Source organism: Pseudomonas sp. S2_E01, assembly GCF_054668365.1.
The window spans coordinates 107,992-120,977 of sequence record NZ_CP162762.1; the positions used below are offsets into that span (position 1 = coordinate 107,992).

At 59.0% G+C, this 12,986-nt stretch carries 14 protein-coding genes; 10 read left to right on the top strand and 4 right to left on the bottom strand.

The window, feature by feature from the left end; translation table 11 throughout:
• Positions 1–259: 259 nt before the first annotated feature.
• Both AB4O36_RS00515 and AB4O36_RS00520 read left to right on the top strand, forming a co-directional pair.
• A complete protein-coding gene (locus tag AB4O36_RS00515; RefSeq protein WP_460120718.1) occupies positions 260–2,698 on the top strand; it encodes a Lon protease family protein in 2,439 nt (812 codons plus the stop codon).
• Between the two features lie 294 nt (positions 2,699–2,992).
• Entirely contained in the window at positions 2,993–3,322 is a 330-nt protein-coding gene (locus tag AB4O36_RS00520) for a PA4575 family protein (protein WP_460120720.1), read from the top strand.
• 12 nt (positions 3,323–3,334) lie between these two features.
• Here AB4O36_RS00520 and AB4O36_RS00525 read toward each other — a convergent pair whose 3' ends face one another.
• Positions 3,335–5,164 (bottom strand): hypothetical protein, encoded by a 1,830-nt coding sequence (locus AB4O36_RS00525; protein ID WP_460140878.1) that lies wholly within the window; start codon positions 5,162–5,164, stop codon positions 3,335–3,337.
• 157 nt (positions 5,165–5,321) lie between these two features.
• Between AB4O36_RS00525 and AB4O36_RS00530 the strand changes: the two genes are divergently transcribed.
• The 3 genes from AB4O36_RS00530 to AB4O36_RS00540 all read left to right on the top strand — a co-directional run bounded on the left by AB4O36_RS00530 (position 5,322) and on the right by AB4O36_RS00540 (position 6,973).
• Positions 5,322–5,810 (top strand): TIGR00645 family protein, encoded by a 489-nt coding sequence (locus AB4O36_RS00530; protein WP_175378846.1) that lies wholly within the window; start codon positions 5,322–5,324, stop codon positions 5,808–5,810.
• A gap of 113 nt (positions 5,811–5,923) precedes the next feature.
• Complete coding sequence (locus tag AB4O36_RS00535; protein WP_460140879.1) at positions 5,924–6,235, top strand: DUF6482 family protein; 312 nt, start codon at positions 5,924–5,926, stop codon at positions 6,233–6,235.
• A 120-nt stretch (positions 6,236–6,355) separates the two neighbouring features.
• Positions 6,356–6,973 carry an FKBP-type peptidyl-prolyl cis-trans isomerase gene (locus AB4O36_RS00540; RefSeq protein WP_460120725.1) on the top strand — a complete coding sequence of 206 codons (618 nt, stop codon included), beginning with the start codon at positions 6,356–6,358 and terminating at the stop codon, positions 6,971–6,973.
• 134 nt (positions 6,974–7,107) lie between these two features.
• On the opposite strand, the gene AB4O36_RS00545 is transcribed toward AB4O36_RS00540, so the two are convergent.
• The 3 genes from AB4O36_RS00545 to AB4O36_RS00555 form a co-directional block, all read right to left on the bottom strand.
• Positions 7,108–7,365: a PA4570 family protein gene (locus tag AB4O36_RS00545; protein ID WP_460120727.1), complete on the bottom strand. Its 258-nt coding sequence runs from the start codon at positions 7,363–7,365 to the stop codon at positions 7,108–7,110.
• A gap of 205 nt (positions 7,366–7,570) precedes the next feature.
• On the bottom strand, positions 7,571–7,912 hold the full coding sequence (locus AB4O36_RS00550; protein ID WP_460120729.1) for a zinc ribbon domain-containing protein YjdM: 342 nt from the start codon (positions 7,910–7,912) through the stop codon (positions 7,571–7,573).
• Between the two features lie 102 nt (positions 7,913–8,014).
• Complete coding sequence (locus tag AB4O36_RS00555; protein WP_460120731.1) at positions 8,015–8,983, bottom strand: polyprenyl synthetase family protein; 969 nt, start codon at positions 8,981–8,983, stop codon at positions 8,015–8,017.
• 239 nt (positions 8,984–9,222) lie between these two features.
• Here AB4O36_RS00555 and rplU point away from each other — a divergent pair, with 239 nt between their 5' ends.
• The 5 genes from rplU to AB4O36_RS00580 all read left to right on the top strand — a co-directional run bounded on the left by rplU (position 9,223) and on the right by AB4O36_RS00580 (position 12,985).
• Positions 9,223–9,537, top strand: coding sequence for a 50S ribosomal protein L21 (gene rplU, locus AB4O36_RS00560; protein ID WP_003176051.1), 315 nt, complete (start codon positions 9,223–9,225; stop codon positions 9,535–9,537).
• A gap of 35 nt (positions 9,538–9,572) precedes the next feature.
• Positions 9,573–9,830 (top strand): 50S ribosomal protein L27, encoded by a 258-nt coding sequence (gene rpmA / locus AB4O36_RS00565; protein WP_003176049.1) that lies wholly within the window; start codon positions 9,573–9,575, stop codon positions 9,828–9,830.
• 195 nt (positions 9,831–10,025) lie between these two features.
• A complete protein-coding gene (cgtA, locus tag AB4O36_RS00570) occupies positions 10,026–11,249 on the top strand; it encodes an Obg family GTPase CgtA (protein WP_460120733.1) in 1,224 nt (407 codons plus the stop codon).
• Between the two features lie 140 nt (positions 11,250–11,389).
• The gene (gene proB / locus AB4O36_RS00575) at positions 11,390–12,508 is read left to right on the top strand and encodes a glutamate 5-kinase (RefSeq protein WP_460120735.1); all 1,119 of its coding nucleotides are present in this window, start codon (positions 11,390–11,392) and stop codon (positions 12,506–12,508) included.
• 12 nt (positions 12,509–12,520) lie between these two features.
• Positions 12,521–12,985, top strand: coding sequence for a CreA family protein (locus AB4O36_RS00580; protein ID WP_460120737.1), 465 nt, complete (start codon positions 12,521–12,523; stop codon positions 12,983–12,985).
• Position 12,986: the final 1 nt, after the last annotated feature.

Sequence of the window (12,986 nt, forward strand, 5' to 3'; positions counted from 1 at the left end):
ATGTGCATACCAATGGACAGGGTTTGGCCCGAACTGGCGCCAGTGGGCCGGTTATTGTTCCAGCCGCGCAGTTTGGAGTTTAGGCATGTTCCAAGGGTTCCGTGACATTTTGCGAAATATTCGTTGAAAAGCTCGTTTTAGGCACGACCTGCCTGGGGCTGAGCGTTTGGCTATGCTTTGACTCAAGGCGCGCCTTGCCAGTGAGGTACGGGCAGCGCCAGAATGCCGCTATCTGCCCCGCCTGATGTAAGGAAGCCCGATGCCTGATCCTGTTGCTGCCAGCTTGCGTCTAGCGCCCGAAGCGCTGACTCGTCCGTTTTCCGCTGAACAGTTCAGCTTCTCTACCACCAATGATCTGGAGCCCTTTCGCGGAGTGCTCGGCCAGGAACGCGCGGTCGAAGCCTTGCAGTTCGGCGTTGCCATGCCGCGCCCCGGTTACAACGTATTTGTCATGGGTGAGCCCGGCACGGGCCGGTTTTCGTTCGTCAAACGCTACCTGAAGGCCGAAGGCAAGCGACTGCAGACCCCGCCGGACTGGGTCTACGTCAATAATTTCGATGAGCCGCGCGAACCCCGGGCACTGGAATTGCCGTCAGGCAGCGCCGGTGCGTTCATCGGTGACATCAACGGTTTGATCGACAACCTGTTGGCGACGTTTCCCGCCGTGTTCGAGCACCCGTCCTATCAGCAGAAGAAAAGTGCCATCGATCGCGCCTTCAACCAGCGGTACGACAAGGCGCTGGATGTGATCGAGCGATTGGCGCTGGAGAAAGACGTCGCGCTCTACCGCGATGCCAGCAATATTGCGTTCACCCCGATGCTGGACGGCAAAGCCCTCGATGAAGCGGAATTCGCCCAACTGCCGGAAGCTGATCGCGAGCGGTTTCACGACGACATCTCTGCGCTCGAAGAGCGGCTGAACGAAGAGCTCGCGAGCCTGCCGCAATGGAAGCGTGAATCGAGCAATCAGTTGCGTCACCTCAACGAAGAGACCATCACACTGGCCCTGCAGCCTTTGCTGGCGCCGTTGTCGGAAAAGTACGCAGAGAACGCGGCAGTTTGCGGTTACCTGCAAGCGATGCAGGTCTACCTGCTGAAAACCGTAGTGGAACAATTGGTTGACGACAGCAAGGCTGACGCCGTCGCCCGCAAGATGCTCGAAGAACAATATGCACCAAGCCTGGTGGTGGGGCATTCCGCCAGCGGCGGCGCACCAGTGGTGTTCGAGCCGCATCCGACCTACGAAAATCTGTTCGGCCGCATCGAATACAGCACCGATCAGGGCGCGCTCTACACCACCTATCGGCAGCTTCGTCCCGGGGCGCTGCACCGTGCCAATGGTGGTTTCCTGATTCTCGAAGCGGAAAAAATGCTCGGCGAGCCGTTCGTCTGGGATGCGCTCAAGCGCGCCCTGCAATCGCGCAAGTTGAAAATGGAATCGCCCTTGGGCGAACTGGGCCGCCTGGCGACCGTGACGCTGACTCCGCAACACATTCCGTTGCAGGTCAAGGTGGTCATCATCGGGGCGCGCCAGCTTTATTACACGCTGCAGGACCTCGATCCGGACTTCCAGGAGATGTTCCGCGTCCTGGTGGACTTCGACGAAGACATTCCGATGGTCGACGAGAGCCTGGAGCAATTCGCGCAGCTACTCAAAACCCGCACCTCCGAAGAAGGCATGGCGCCGCTGACCGCCGACGCGGTGGCACGCCTGGCTACCTACAGCGCGCGTCTGGCCGAACACCAGGGGCGGCTGTCGGCGCGCATCGGTGATCTGTTCCAGTTGGTCAGCGAGGCGGACTTCATACGTCACCTGGCGAGCGACGAAATGACCGATGCCGGGCACATCGAACGCGCGCTCAAGGCCAAGGCCACCCGCACCGGACGCGTCTCGGCGCGGATTCTCGACGACATGCTGGCCGGGATCATCCTGATCGACACCGATGGCGCAGCCGTTGGCAAGTGCAACGGGCTGACGGTGCTGGAGGTCGGTGACTCGGCATTCGGTGTGCCGGCGCGGATTTCCGCCACGGTTTACCCGGGCGGCAGCGGCATCGTCGATATCGAACGCGAGGTCAACCTGGGTCAGCCGATTCACTCCAAAGGGGTGATGATCCTCACCGGGTATCTGGGCAGCCGTTATGCCCAGGAATTCCCGCTGGCGATTTCCGCCAGCATCGCGCTGGAGCAGTCGTACGGTTACGTTGATGGAGACAGCGCGTCGCTGGGCGAGGCGTGTACGTTGATTTCGGCCCTGTCGAAAACGCCGCTCAAGCAGTGTTTTGCCATCACCGGTTCCATCAATCAGTTCGGTGAAGTGCAGGCGGTGGGTGGGGTCAACGAGAAGATCGAAGGCTTCTTCCGCCTCTGTGAGGCCCGTGGGCTGACGGGAGAGCAAGGGGCGATCATTCCGCACGCCAACGTGGCCACGCTCATGCTCGACGAGAAAGTGCTGGCGGCGGTGCGCGCGGGGCAATTCCACGTTTACGCGGTTCGCCAGGCGGACGAAGCCCTGAGCCTATTGGTGGGCGAGCCGGCTGGCGCGCCGGACGAGAACGGCGAATTCCCTGAAGGCAGCGTCAACGCACGGGTGGTGGAGCGCCTGCGGGTGATCGCCGAGATGATCAGCGAAGAAGACATCAAGGAAGCTGAGAAGGAAGCGGCACAGGAAGCGCTGGCCGAGGCGAAACCGGCGTAAATACCCTGTGGGAGCGGGCTTGCTCGCGAAAGCGTCGTATCAGTCGACATATTTGTCATTTGATACACCGCTTTCGCGGGCAAGCCCGCTCCCACATTTGCATCCAGTGTTCCCCTGAAAGTGCCATCACCCTGACGTCAAAATTCACACAGTGACCATTCGGCGCCTTCTGGTCTCGATATGCATGCGCAGCGAACTTTTCTTCTATCCTCAGCTCAAGGATAAGGAGAGTCATAAAAGGATCGAGACAGCTCCCAGTGGGGCTGAACAGCGGATCTACCGAGGGTCGCCGCCATGTCGCGCAACCTCTGCCTCACCCGTCAATGTCTGGGTCTTGTGACCCGTATCGAATGTGCCATTCGCCCGCTGGCGGGCGATACCGGCATGTGGACCTTACTCTTCGCCGCCGGCATGGCTGGCGAGCAACCTTCGGCGATCAAGGCGCAGGGTCCGTTTCATGGCCCCTTCGTAGCTGAATCGATCCTCGACACCATCGTTGAAAGCCTGACCCTGCACGGCTACGAACTCGCGGACGACCCTCAGATCTGGTGCCTGCACTTGCAAGCCCAGCTTCGGGAAATCAACGGCGGTCGTTGCCGCAGCCCCGCTCACTTTCCGTCCTGAAGGGCGGCAGGGCTACTGGACTGCGTTGGACGTGTCAGCCTTGTCGAGCTTGACCTCGAAGCCGTATTGCACGGTGGTGAGGTCGGTGCGCTGATAGGTCTCCAGCCGCGTCGGCTGGCCGTAAAAATAATGCACGCCAAACAGCGCCGGGCCTTGCGCGCTCGCGTCATGGCTGACCGATAGAATTTCTTTGAGATAGTGGTCGGTGTCATCCTTGGCAAAAAAACGCCAGTCCTGAGCGGGAAACTGCTTGAGGTCCACCACCAGTGCATTGCCTTTAAGCTCCAGGCCCTTGGGGAGCGCCTGAGTGTCGATGGTCTGTTTGTCGATCGTGGCCAGGAACAGTGGCATGGAGCCCACCGCGTAGGCGGGCGTTTGCGCGAACAGGTTCAAGTCATAAGTAATGGTGCCGCTCAGAGGGTCGATCTGATAAGCCTCTGACGGTAGCTCGATCGGCTCGTCGCGTTTGCCACTGCTGTCCTCGGTAAAAAACGTGACAGGGCTGTCGCCAGGGTTGAAGGACGCACCCAACAGCTCATCGTTGAAACTTGGGGTGTGCTCGAACTCGATGCGAGCAGCGCCAGGGTCGTCGACCGATTGCCGGATGGTGACACTTTTCTTCAGTTGATCCTCGCTCAGCGTCGCGCCTTTGAGCCAGGTAGGAGCGTGATCGTCATAGACCACGACCGGTGGCGTCAACGGCTGGACAGCTTTGGCCGTGGTGTGCGGATCGAAACGCTGGATCGGCAGGTCGAGTTCCTTGCGGGTGATCGTGGCCTTCGAGAAGTCGAGCACGCTGACTTCGAGGCGCTCCACAGGCCCGTTGAAATACACCCTGGAATACAGGTTTTTCTGTTGCTTCTCAAAGGCGTGTTGCTCGTCTTCGAGTTGCTTTTCAAAGGCGTCGCTCCAGGCTTTTTGCTGCTGCATTTTTGCCAGTTGTTTCTGGTAGAAGGCAATTTGCGCGGCGCTCTGGTTGATTGAGCCAGCTCGTGAAAGAAACTGTCCGCTGGCGTCCCGGGCCTGGACGATCAAGGGGTTGATCAGGATCTCGGCAAGCTCGGGTGCCAGTGGAGCGCTGTTGCTGTATTCGATTTCGGCGTAATTGTTGGTCAACTTCAGCAGCGTGACGTGGAGATTGTCGTTGTTGAGAGTCTGGCCGATGTCCTTTTTGCTCAGGTCAAAACTGTAGAGGCGGCGAGGTACGATCACTTCCACTGTGCCTTGCAGGCTCACGGGCTGCGGCTGATGGTTGTTTTGCACCTCAAGGCCATCGATGAAGGGGTAGGTGACGGTAAGGTCGTCGGGATTGGTTACGTTTGAACTCGACGGGCTCAATTGAATACCCGGGTCGGTTTCCGACCACTCCGGTTGAAATGCGATGACCCGCTTGTTGCTCAGGGTCACCGACTGCCATTGCGTTGTGTGGGGAAAGAGAAACCCGGCGGGAATGTCGAAGTTGAAGGGGAACAGGGGTTGCAGATCGGTCAGGTAATCGGAGCTGGAATCCTTGTGCAGCACGATCAAGCCGTTAATGTACGTGTCGACCAGGGCCTGGGGCGTGGGATAGTGCTTGAGCACGGCCAGCACGTCTTCGCCGTATTCGGTTTCCACGGGCTTGCTGTCGAGCTTGAGCTGCGCCCGCTCAAGCAACAACAGTGAGCTGCCCAGCTCGGTCACGGCCTCCTTGAGCTTGGGGTCTTGAATCGCCTCCAGGGACGTTTCGAACTGTGCAGTCTTTTCTTCGAGGCTGACCTGGGATTTATCCTCGCCCGGTGAGCATCCGCTCGTCAGCAGGGCCAGACACATCCCGAGGCTCTTCAACGGCAATCGCCCATCCATTCCAGTCTTCCTGTCTGATATCACTGCGCTGTCATGGTTTGGACACTAGCAGAAAAACCTTGTCATACACGTGCAGGTCGCGGATTTACCGACGGTTTCTGGGTGTAACAGGTGGCTGGTATACTCGCCGCCATTTCCAACCCATGTGTGAGATTCAATGGAACGTTTTATCGAAAATGCAATGTACGCCTCCCGCTGGCTGCTGGCGCCGATCTACTTCGGCCTTTCCCTCGGTCTGCTGGCGCTCGCGCTGAAATTCTTCCAGGAAGTCTTCCACGTCATTCCCAACGTGTTCTCCATGGCCGAATCGGACCTGATCCTGGTGTTGCTGTCGCTGATCGACATGGCGCTGGTGGGTGGTTTGCTGGTGATGGTGATGATTTCCGGCTACGAAAACTTCGTCTCCCAACTGGACATCGACGACACCAAGGAAAAGCTCAACTGGCTGGGCACCATGGACTCGTCTTCGTTGAAGATGAAGGTCGCGGCTTCCATCGTGGCGATTTCCTCGATCCACCTGCTGCGTATCTTCATGGACGCCAAGAACGTCGATCCCGAGCATCTGATGTGGTACGTGATCATTCACATGACCTTCGTGGTCTCCGCGTTCGCCATGGGCTACCTGGACAAGGTCACCAAGCATTGATTGCCAGCGCCACCGCTCGAACCGGACAAGCGGTGGCGCATTGGGCTTGTACTTTGATGTTCTGACGCCTATGCCTGTATGAGTATTGTCTCGCCAGTGCGTGAGGTGCATTCATGAACTTTGAAGAGCTACATGCTTATGCCATCGTCGGAAAAGTCCAAGAGCTGAACCTGCTTTCGCTAGAAGGCGGGATCTACCTGATCGAAGCGCGCATGCACGGTGCGGCGTACCCGCTGAGCGATGCACGTGGCCAGATGTATCACCTGCGCTCGATAGAGCACGCGCGTGAGGTACTTCGCTCCTTTCCCGACCTGCCACTCAACCTGGTGCACACTTCGGTTCAGGATGAAATGTGCGGCATGGCGCCCGGCGAGGAGGAATGCCTGAAGGTGCCGCTGGGCTTCGGTTCCGCCTGGCATCACTGACACGCTTCATCCGTGCAACGACATCTGTGCTAGTCTGCTGGCCCTTTTTGGTTCCGGGCGCTCCGGGTTGGCCGTGCATGCGCGGCAGATTCCGGGTCGTCCGCACAGCGGAGCAGTGTCATGTCCGAAGTAAATCTGTCCACCGACGAAACCCGCGTCAGCTACGGCATTGGCCGTCAGTTGGGCGACCAACTGCGTGACAACCCGCCGCCGGGCGTTAGCCTGGACGCGATCCTGGCGGGTCTGACCGACGCGTTCGCCGGTAAGCCAAGCCGAGTAGGTCAGGAAGAGCTGTCCGCCAGCTTCAAGGTGATCCGTGACATCATGCAAGCCGAAGCAGCCGCCAAGGCTGAGGCAGCGGCGGGTGAAGGCCTGGCTTTCCTGGCTGAAAACGCCAAGCGTGATGGCATCACCACCCTGGCTTCCGGTCTGCAATTTGAAGTGCTGACCGCAGGTGAAGGCGCCAAGCCATCCCGTGAAGACACCGTGCGTACTCACTACCACGGCACCCTGATCGACGGCACTGTGTTCGACAGCTCCTACGATCGTGGCCAGCCTGCAGAGTTTCCGGTAGGCGGCGTCATCGCCGGCTGGACCGAAGCGCTGCAACTGATGAACGCTGGTAGCAAATGGCGTCTGTACGTGCCGAGCGAACTGGCTTACGGCGCTCAAGGCGTTGGCAGCATTCCGCCGCACAGCGTACTGGTGTTCGACGTCGAGCTGCTCGACGTTCTGTAATACCCGCTAACTGTAGGAGCGAGCTTGCTCGCGATGCTGGCCGAGGCACCGCTTGCTTTCAGATGTCCTTCGTCATCGTTGACGACCATCGCGAGCAAGCTCGCTCCTACAGGTACAGCGTTCAGCGAGGTGTCTCATGGATGAAACCTGCCGCTGAGATCACCCGCCGGGCGCAATGCCCGCGCATAGCAGAACAGAAACAGGTTACGCACCAGTTCCTTGAGCACCACCGGCTCGCTGGAACTCAAGCCGTTGACGTCCAGGTCGCCCTGATCCTGCAGCTCGTTCAAGGCTTCTTCTTCAAGCACCGCACAGACTTCCCCGGTTTCCCGATGCAGGATACGCAGGTAGGGGTGTGGACGGTCCAGCCAGGCATCGATCAAGTAAGTCATGGGGCTCATCTCCATTGATGGGTTTCAATGAGAATAATTCTTATTCAAGAAATAGCAAGAGCCTATTGGCGGTTTGTGCTTTTTTGCGGGTAAAGATTGTGTCAGGTCAACACGGCTGGCGTTTGGCTATTGCGAGCAAAGGCTGGGCGAGGGGGGGAGGGCGAAGCACCATCCCACGCCTGGCGCGGGATGGAATACAGCAGGTTCAGACTTTTCTGACGAACTCGGACTTGAGCTTCATCGGGCCGATGCCATCGATCTTGCAGTCGATATCGTGATCGCCATCGCACAGGCGGATGTTCTTGACCTTGGTACCGACCTTGACCACCAGAGAGGTGCCTTTGACCTTCAGGTCCTTGATCACGGTGATGGTGTCGCCGTCCTGCAGGATGTTACCTACCGAATCCTTTTTCACGGCGTCATCGGACACCGTTTCTGCTTCGCCACTGGCGGACCACTCGTGGGCGCACTCCGGGCAGATCAGTTGGGCGCCGTCTTCGTAGGTGTATTCGGAATTGCATTTCGGGCAGGGTGGCAACGTGCTCACTAAGGCTCCTTAGGTTCAGGATCGCTAAAAAGCGCACATTGTATAGGGTTTTTCGTGATTCCTGTAGGAGCGAGCATGCTCGCTCCTACAGGACAGAAAAGATCAATGCGTACGCGCGACCGCAAACTCGCTCAGTTCTACCAACGCATCGCGATATTCGCTGGCTGGCAGGGCCTCGAGGCATTTGATTGCACGGGCCACGTAATCACGAGCGAGTTGGGCGGTGTAGTCCAGCGAACCGGAGGCTTCCACGGCTGCGCGGATGCTTTCCAGGTCTTCGATCCCGCCTTTCTGAATGGCTTGACGCACCAGGGCTGCCTGTTCCGGCGTGCCTTCGCGCATGGTGTAGATCAGCGGCAGGGTCGGCTTGCCTTCGGCCAGGTCGTCGCCGACGTTCTTGCCCAGGGTCTCGGCGTCACCTTTGTAGTCCAGCAGGTCGTCGACCAGTTGGAAGGCCACGCCCAGGTGGTCACCGAACGTGCGCAAGGCTTCAGACTGTTCTGGCGTTGCCTCGCACAGGGCCGCAGCACTGTGGGTGGAGGCTTCGAAGAGCATCGCGGTTTTGCCGCGGATGACCTCCATGTAGGTTTCTTCGGTGGTGCTGGCGTCACGAACCTTCGACAGCTGCAACACTTCGCCTTCGGCGATGATGCGCGTGGCTTGCGAAAGAATCTTCATCACGGGCATGGAGCCCAGTTCGACCATCATTTCGAAGGAGCGCGAATACAGGAAGTCGCCCACCAGTACGCTCGGCGCGTTGCCCCAGATGGCATTGGAGGTCGAGCGACCACGGCGCATGCCGGACATGTCGACCACGTCGTCGTGCAGCAAGGTGGCGGTGTGCAGGAACTCGATGGTGGCGGCGAGCAAGCGCAGATCGTCGCCTTCGCGGCCCAGTGCCTTGCCACACAGCAGCACCAACAAAGGACGCAAGCGTTTACCACCCGCCGAGGTAATGTAGTCGCCGATTTTCGAGACCAGCGGCACGCGGGACGTCAGTTGCTTCTTGATGATGCCGTCGACGGCGCTAAAATCGTCCGCCACCGCGCGGTAGAAAGCTTGGGGTTGCATCAGCGACAGTCGCTCCAGAAGGGTTGCGCGGCATGCTAGGACCCACGTCCGGGCCTGTCAAGGCGCGATGGACGGCCTATTGCAAGGCGCTCGTGCCTTGCGTACAATCGCGCACCCTGAACTTCCTGGGCAGCACCTGCCTTACGCAATTGCAACGGGCCTTCCAGCCCAATGCAGCCATGCCAGCCAATACCTCTTCCTATAAAGAGCTGGGTGAGCAGGATTATCGGAGAAATACCATGTCTTATGCAGTAATCGTTACTGGCGGCAAGCAGTACAAAGTCGCCCCAGGTGAATACCTGAAGATCGAAAAACTGGAAATCGCTACCGGCGAATCCGTTACCTTTGATCGCGTTCTGTTGGTTGCCAATGGTGACGACGTGAATATCGGTGCTCCAGTTGTTGCCGGCGCTACCGTTGTGGCTGAAGTGATCTCCCAAGGTCGTCACGATAAAGTCCGCATCATCAAGTTCCGTCGCCGTAAGCACCACATGAAGCGTATGGGCCACCGCCAGTGGTACACCGAGATCAAAATCACCGGTATTCAGGCTTAATTTCAGCCTAATTCCTCACTAGGAGAATTGAACTCATGGCACACAAAAAAGCTGGTGGTAGTACCCGTAACGGTCGCGACTCAGAAGCCAAACGCCTTGGCGTGAAGATGTATGGCGGCCAGAAAATCATTCCGGGCAACATCATCGTGCGTCAGCGCGGCACCCAATTCCACGCCGGTTACGGTGTAGGCATGGGTAAAGATCACACCCTCTTCGCGAAAATCGAAGGCGTGATCAAGTTTGAAGTAAAGGGCGCGTTCAACCGCCGTTACGTGAGCGTAGTCGCAGCTTAATTGCGCACTCGCTGGAAAAGCCCTGTCTCGCGACGGGGCTTTTTCGTTTGTGGGGTGAGTCTCTTGCAAAACTGTTTGTATGGGCTGTCGGCGCGCTGGATTCGCGGTCGTTGATTGAGGTCGCTGCGCTCATTTTTGCAAGAGTCTTACATCTGGATTTTTTCGGCTCGTCCGTACGGCGAGAGGCGTTTTGTTATGAAGTTTGTCGATGAAGTATCCATTCGAGTAAAGGCCGGTGACGGTGGCAACGGTTGCATGAGCTTCCGTCGCGAGAAGTTCATTGAGAACGGTGGTCCGAACGGCGGTGACGGGGGTGACGGTGGCTCGGTCTACATGATCGCCGACGAAAACCTCAATACCCTGGTGGATTACCGTTATACCCGCCACTTCGATGCCGAGCGTGGCTCCAATGGTGGCAGCACAGACTGCACTGGCAAGAAAGGCGAGGACCTGGTGCTGCGCGTGCCGGTGGGCACCACGGTGATCGATTCCGCTACCCAGGAAGTCATCGGCGACCTGACCAAGGCTGGCCAGAAGCTGTTGGTTGCCCATGGTGGCTGGCACGGTCTGGGCAACACCCGTTTTAAATCCAGTACCAACCGCGCGCCACGCCAGACCACGCCGGGTAAGCCGGGTGAGCAACGTGACCTCAAGCTGGAAATGAAGGTGCTGGCGGACGTGGGCCTGTTGGGTTTGCCGAATGCGGGTAAAAGTACCTTCATTCGTTCGGTGTCGGCCGCCAAGCCGAAAGTGGCCGACTACCCGTTCACCACGCTGGTGCCGAACCTGGGTGTGGTCTCTGTGGATCGCTGGAAAAGTTTCGTGATCGCGGACATTCCGGGTCTGATCGAAGGTGCCTCCGACGGTGCAGGCCTGGGGATTCGCTTCCTCAAGCATTTGGCGCGTACTCGCCTGCTGTTGCATCTCGTGGACATGGCGCCGCTGGATGAAAGCAGCGCCCCGGATGCGGCCGAAGTCATCGTCAGTGAGTTGACCAAGTTCAGCCCGTCCCTGGCTGAGCGTGATCGTTGGCTGGTACTGAACAAGTGCGACCAGATCCTGGATGAAGAGCACGACGCTCGCGTCAAGGAAGTCGTTGATCGCCTGGAGTGGACCGGTCCGGTCTACGTCATTTCGGCGATCTCCAAGCTGGGCACCGAGCGCCTGTGCCACGACATCATGCGTTACATGGAAGATCGTGCCGACCGACTGGCAAACGACCCTGCATACCGGGAAGAATTGGCAGACCTCGATCAGCGCATCGAAGACGAGGCGCGTGCCCAGTTGCAGGCGCTGGACGACCAGCGTGCGCTGCGTCGCAGTGGCGTCAAGTCGGTCCATGACATCGGCGACGATGATTGGGACGAGGAAGACGTGGATGATGAAGATGGTCCGGAAATCATTTACGTGCGCGACTGACGCGTTGCGATAAACTGAAGCGCCGCTCAATCGAGCGGCGTTTTAGTATCTGGAAATCGTCAGTATCTGGGATCTGGTAGACACGAATAACGTTACGGGCAGCGCCAGGTCGCGCTGCCCTCAGGCTAAGGTTGAAGATGATGCGGAGCAAGGTGACAGGTGCGCAGCGTTGGGTCGTGAAAATCGGCAGCGCTTTGCTGACGGCGGACGGCAAGGGTCTGGATCGCGCGGCAATGAGTGTCTGGGTAGAGCAGATGGTGGCCCTGCACGAGGCGGGCGTCGAGTTGGTGCTGGTGTCCTCTGGCGCGGTAGCAGCGGGCATGAGCCGTTTGGGCTGGACCGCGCGACCCAGTGCGATGCACGAGCTCCAGGCGGCTGCAGCAATCGGTCAGATGGGGTTGGTGCAGGCTTGGGAGTCGAGCTTTGCCGAGCATGATCGGCACACCGCGCAGATTCTCCTGACCCACGACGACTTGTCTGATCGCAAGCGCTACCTGAATGCCCGCAGCACCCTGCGCGCCCTGGTCGAATTGAAAGTGATTCCGGTGATCAACGAAAACGACACCGTGGTCACCGATGAGATTCGCTTCGGCGACAACGACACCCTGGCGGCGCTGGTGGCCAACCTGGTCGAAGCCGATCTGCTGGTGATCCTCACGGATCGCGATGGCATGTTCGACGCCGATCCGCGCAACAATCCTGACGCCCAACTGATCTACGAGGCGCGCGCCGATGATCCGGCGCTCGATGCGGTGGCGGGCGGTACAGGTGGGGCGCTGGGTCGTGGTGGCATGCAGACCAAATTGCGTGCGGCACGCTTGGCGGCGCGCTCCGGTGCGCACACCATCATCGTCGGCGGGCGCCTTGAGCGTGTGCTGGATCGCCTGAAGGCGGGTGAACGCATCGGCACCTTGCTGTCGCCTGAGCGCGGCATGCTGGCGGCACGCAAGCAGTGGCTGGCCGGGCATCTACAGACCCGTGGCACGTTGGTGCTGGATGCGGGTGCGGTAACGGCATTGTCCCAGGGCAACAAAAGTTTGCTGCCGGTGGGCGTCAAGCTGGTCCAGGGCAGTTTCCGTCGCGGCGAAATGGTGGTGTGCGTGGCGCCGGACGGGCGTGAGATTGCCCGTGGCCTGGCGAACTACAGTGCGCTCGAGGCACAAAAAATCATCGGTCAGTCGTCTGAGGCGATTGTCGGTCTGTTGGGGTATATGGCTGAGCCGGAACTGGTTCACCGCGATAACCTGATTCTGGTCTGAGGAAATACCTGAATGCGTGTGGCAAAAGGATTGTTGGGCATGCTGTTGGCAATGCCGCTGCTGGCTTCGGCCGAAGAAATTGGTCAGGTGTCGACGGTGTTCAAGTTCGTCGGTCCGAATGACCGTATCGTCGTCGAGGCGTTTGATGATCCGAAGGTCGAGGGTGTGACCTGCTACCTGTCGCGCGCCAAGACCGGGGGTGTGAAGGGTGGTCTGGGTTTGGCCGAGGATCGTGCCGAAGCCTCCATCGCTTGCCGCCAGGTCGGGCCGATCAACTTCAAGGGGCAGTTGAAGGATGGCGAAGAGGTTTTCAAGGAGCGCACCTCGCTGGTCTTCAAGACCATGCAGGTGGTGCGTTTCCTCGACAAGAAACGTAATACGCTGGTGTATCTGGTCTACAGCGATCGCCTGATCGAAGGCAGTCCGCAGAATGCGGTGACGGCGATTCCGATCTTGCCGTGGGCCAGCGCGCAGTAAC

Coding starts and splice junctions, on each gene's coding strand:
- AB4O36_RS00515 (WP_460120718.1), top strand. CDS start 260: ATGCCTGATCCTGTTGCTGCCAGCTTGCGTCTAGCGCCCGAAGCGCTG.
- AB4O36_RS00520 (WP_460120720.1), top strand. CDS start 2,993: ATGTCGCGCAACCTCTGCCTCACCCGTCAATGTCTGGGTCTTGTGACC.
- AB4O36_RS00525 (WP_460140878.1), bottom strand. CDS start 5,164: ATGGATGGGCGATTGCCGTTGAAGAGCCTCGGGATGTGTCTGGCCCTG.
- AB4O36_RS00530 (WP_175378846.1), top strand. CDS start 5,322: ATGGAACGTTTTATCGAAAATGCAATGTACGCCTCCCGCTGGCTGCTG.
- AB4O36_RS00535 (WP_460140879.1), top strand. CDS start 5,924: ATGAACTTTGAAGAGCTACATGCTTATGCCATCGTCGGAAAAGTCCAA.
- AB4O36_RS00540 (WP_460120725.1), top strand. CDS start 6,356: ATGTCCGAAGTAAATCTGTCCACCGACGAAACCCGCGTCAGCTACGGC.
- AB4O36_RS00545 (WP_460120727.1), bottom strand. CDS start 7,365: ATGACTTACTTGATCGATGCCTGGCTGGACCGTCCACACCCCTACCTG.
- AB4O36_RS00555 (WP_460120731.1), bottom strand. CDS start 8,983: ATGCAACCCCAAGCTTTCTACCGCGCGGTGGCGGACGATTTTAGCGCC.
- rplU (WP_003176051.1), top strand. CDS start 9,223: ATGTCTTATGCAGTAATCGTTACTGGCGGCAAGCAGTACAAAGTCGCC.
- rpmA (WP_003176049.1), top strand. CDS start 9,573: ATGGCACACAAAAAAGCTGGTGGTAGTACCCGTAACGGTCGCGACTCA.
- cgtA (WP_460120733.1), top strand. CDS start 10,026: ATGAAGTTTGTCGATGAAGTATCCATTCGAGTAAAGGCCGGTGACGGT.
- proB (WP_460120735.1), top strand. CDS start 11,390: ATGCGGAGCAAGGTGACAGGTGCGCAGCGTTGGGTCGTGAAAATCGGC.
- AB4O36_RS00580 (WP_460120737.1), top strand. CDS start 12,521: ATGCGTGTGGCAAAAGGATTGTTGGGCATGCTGTTGGCAATGCCGCTG.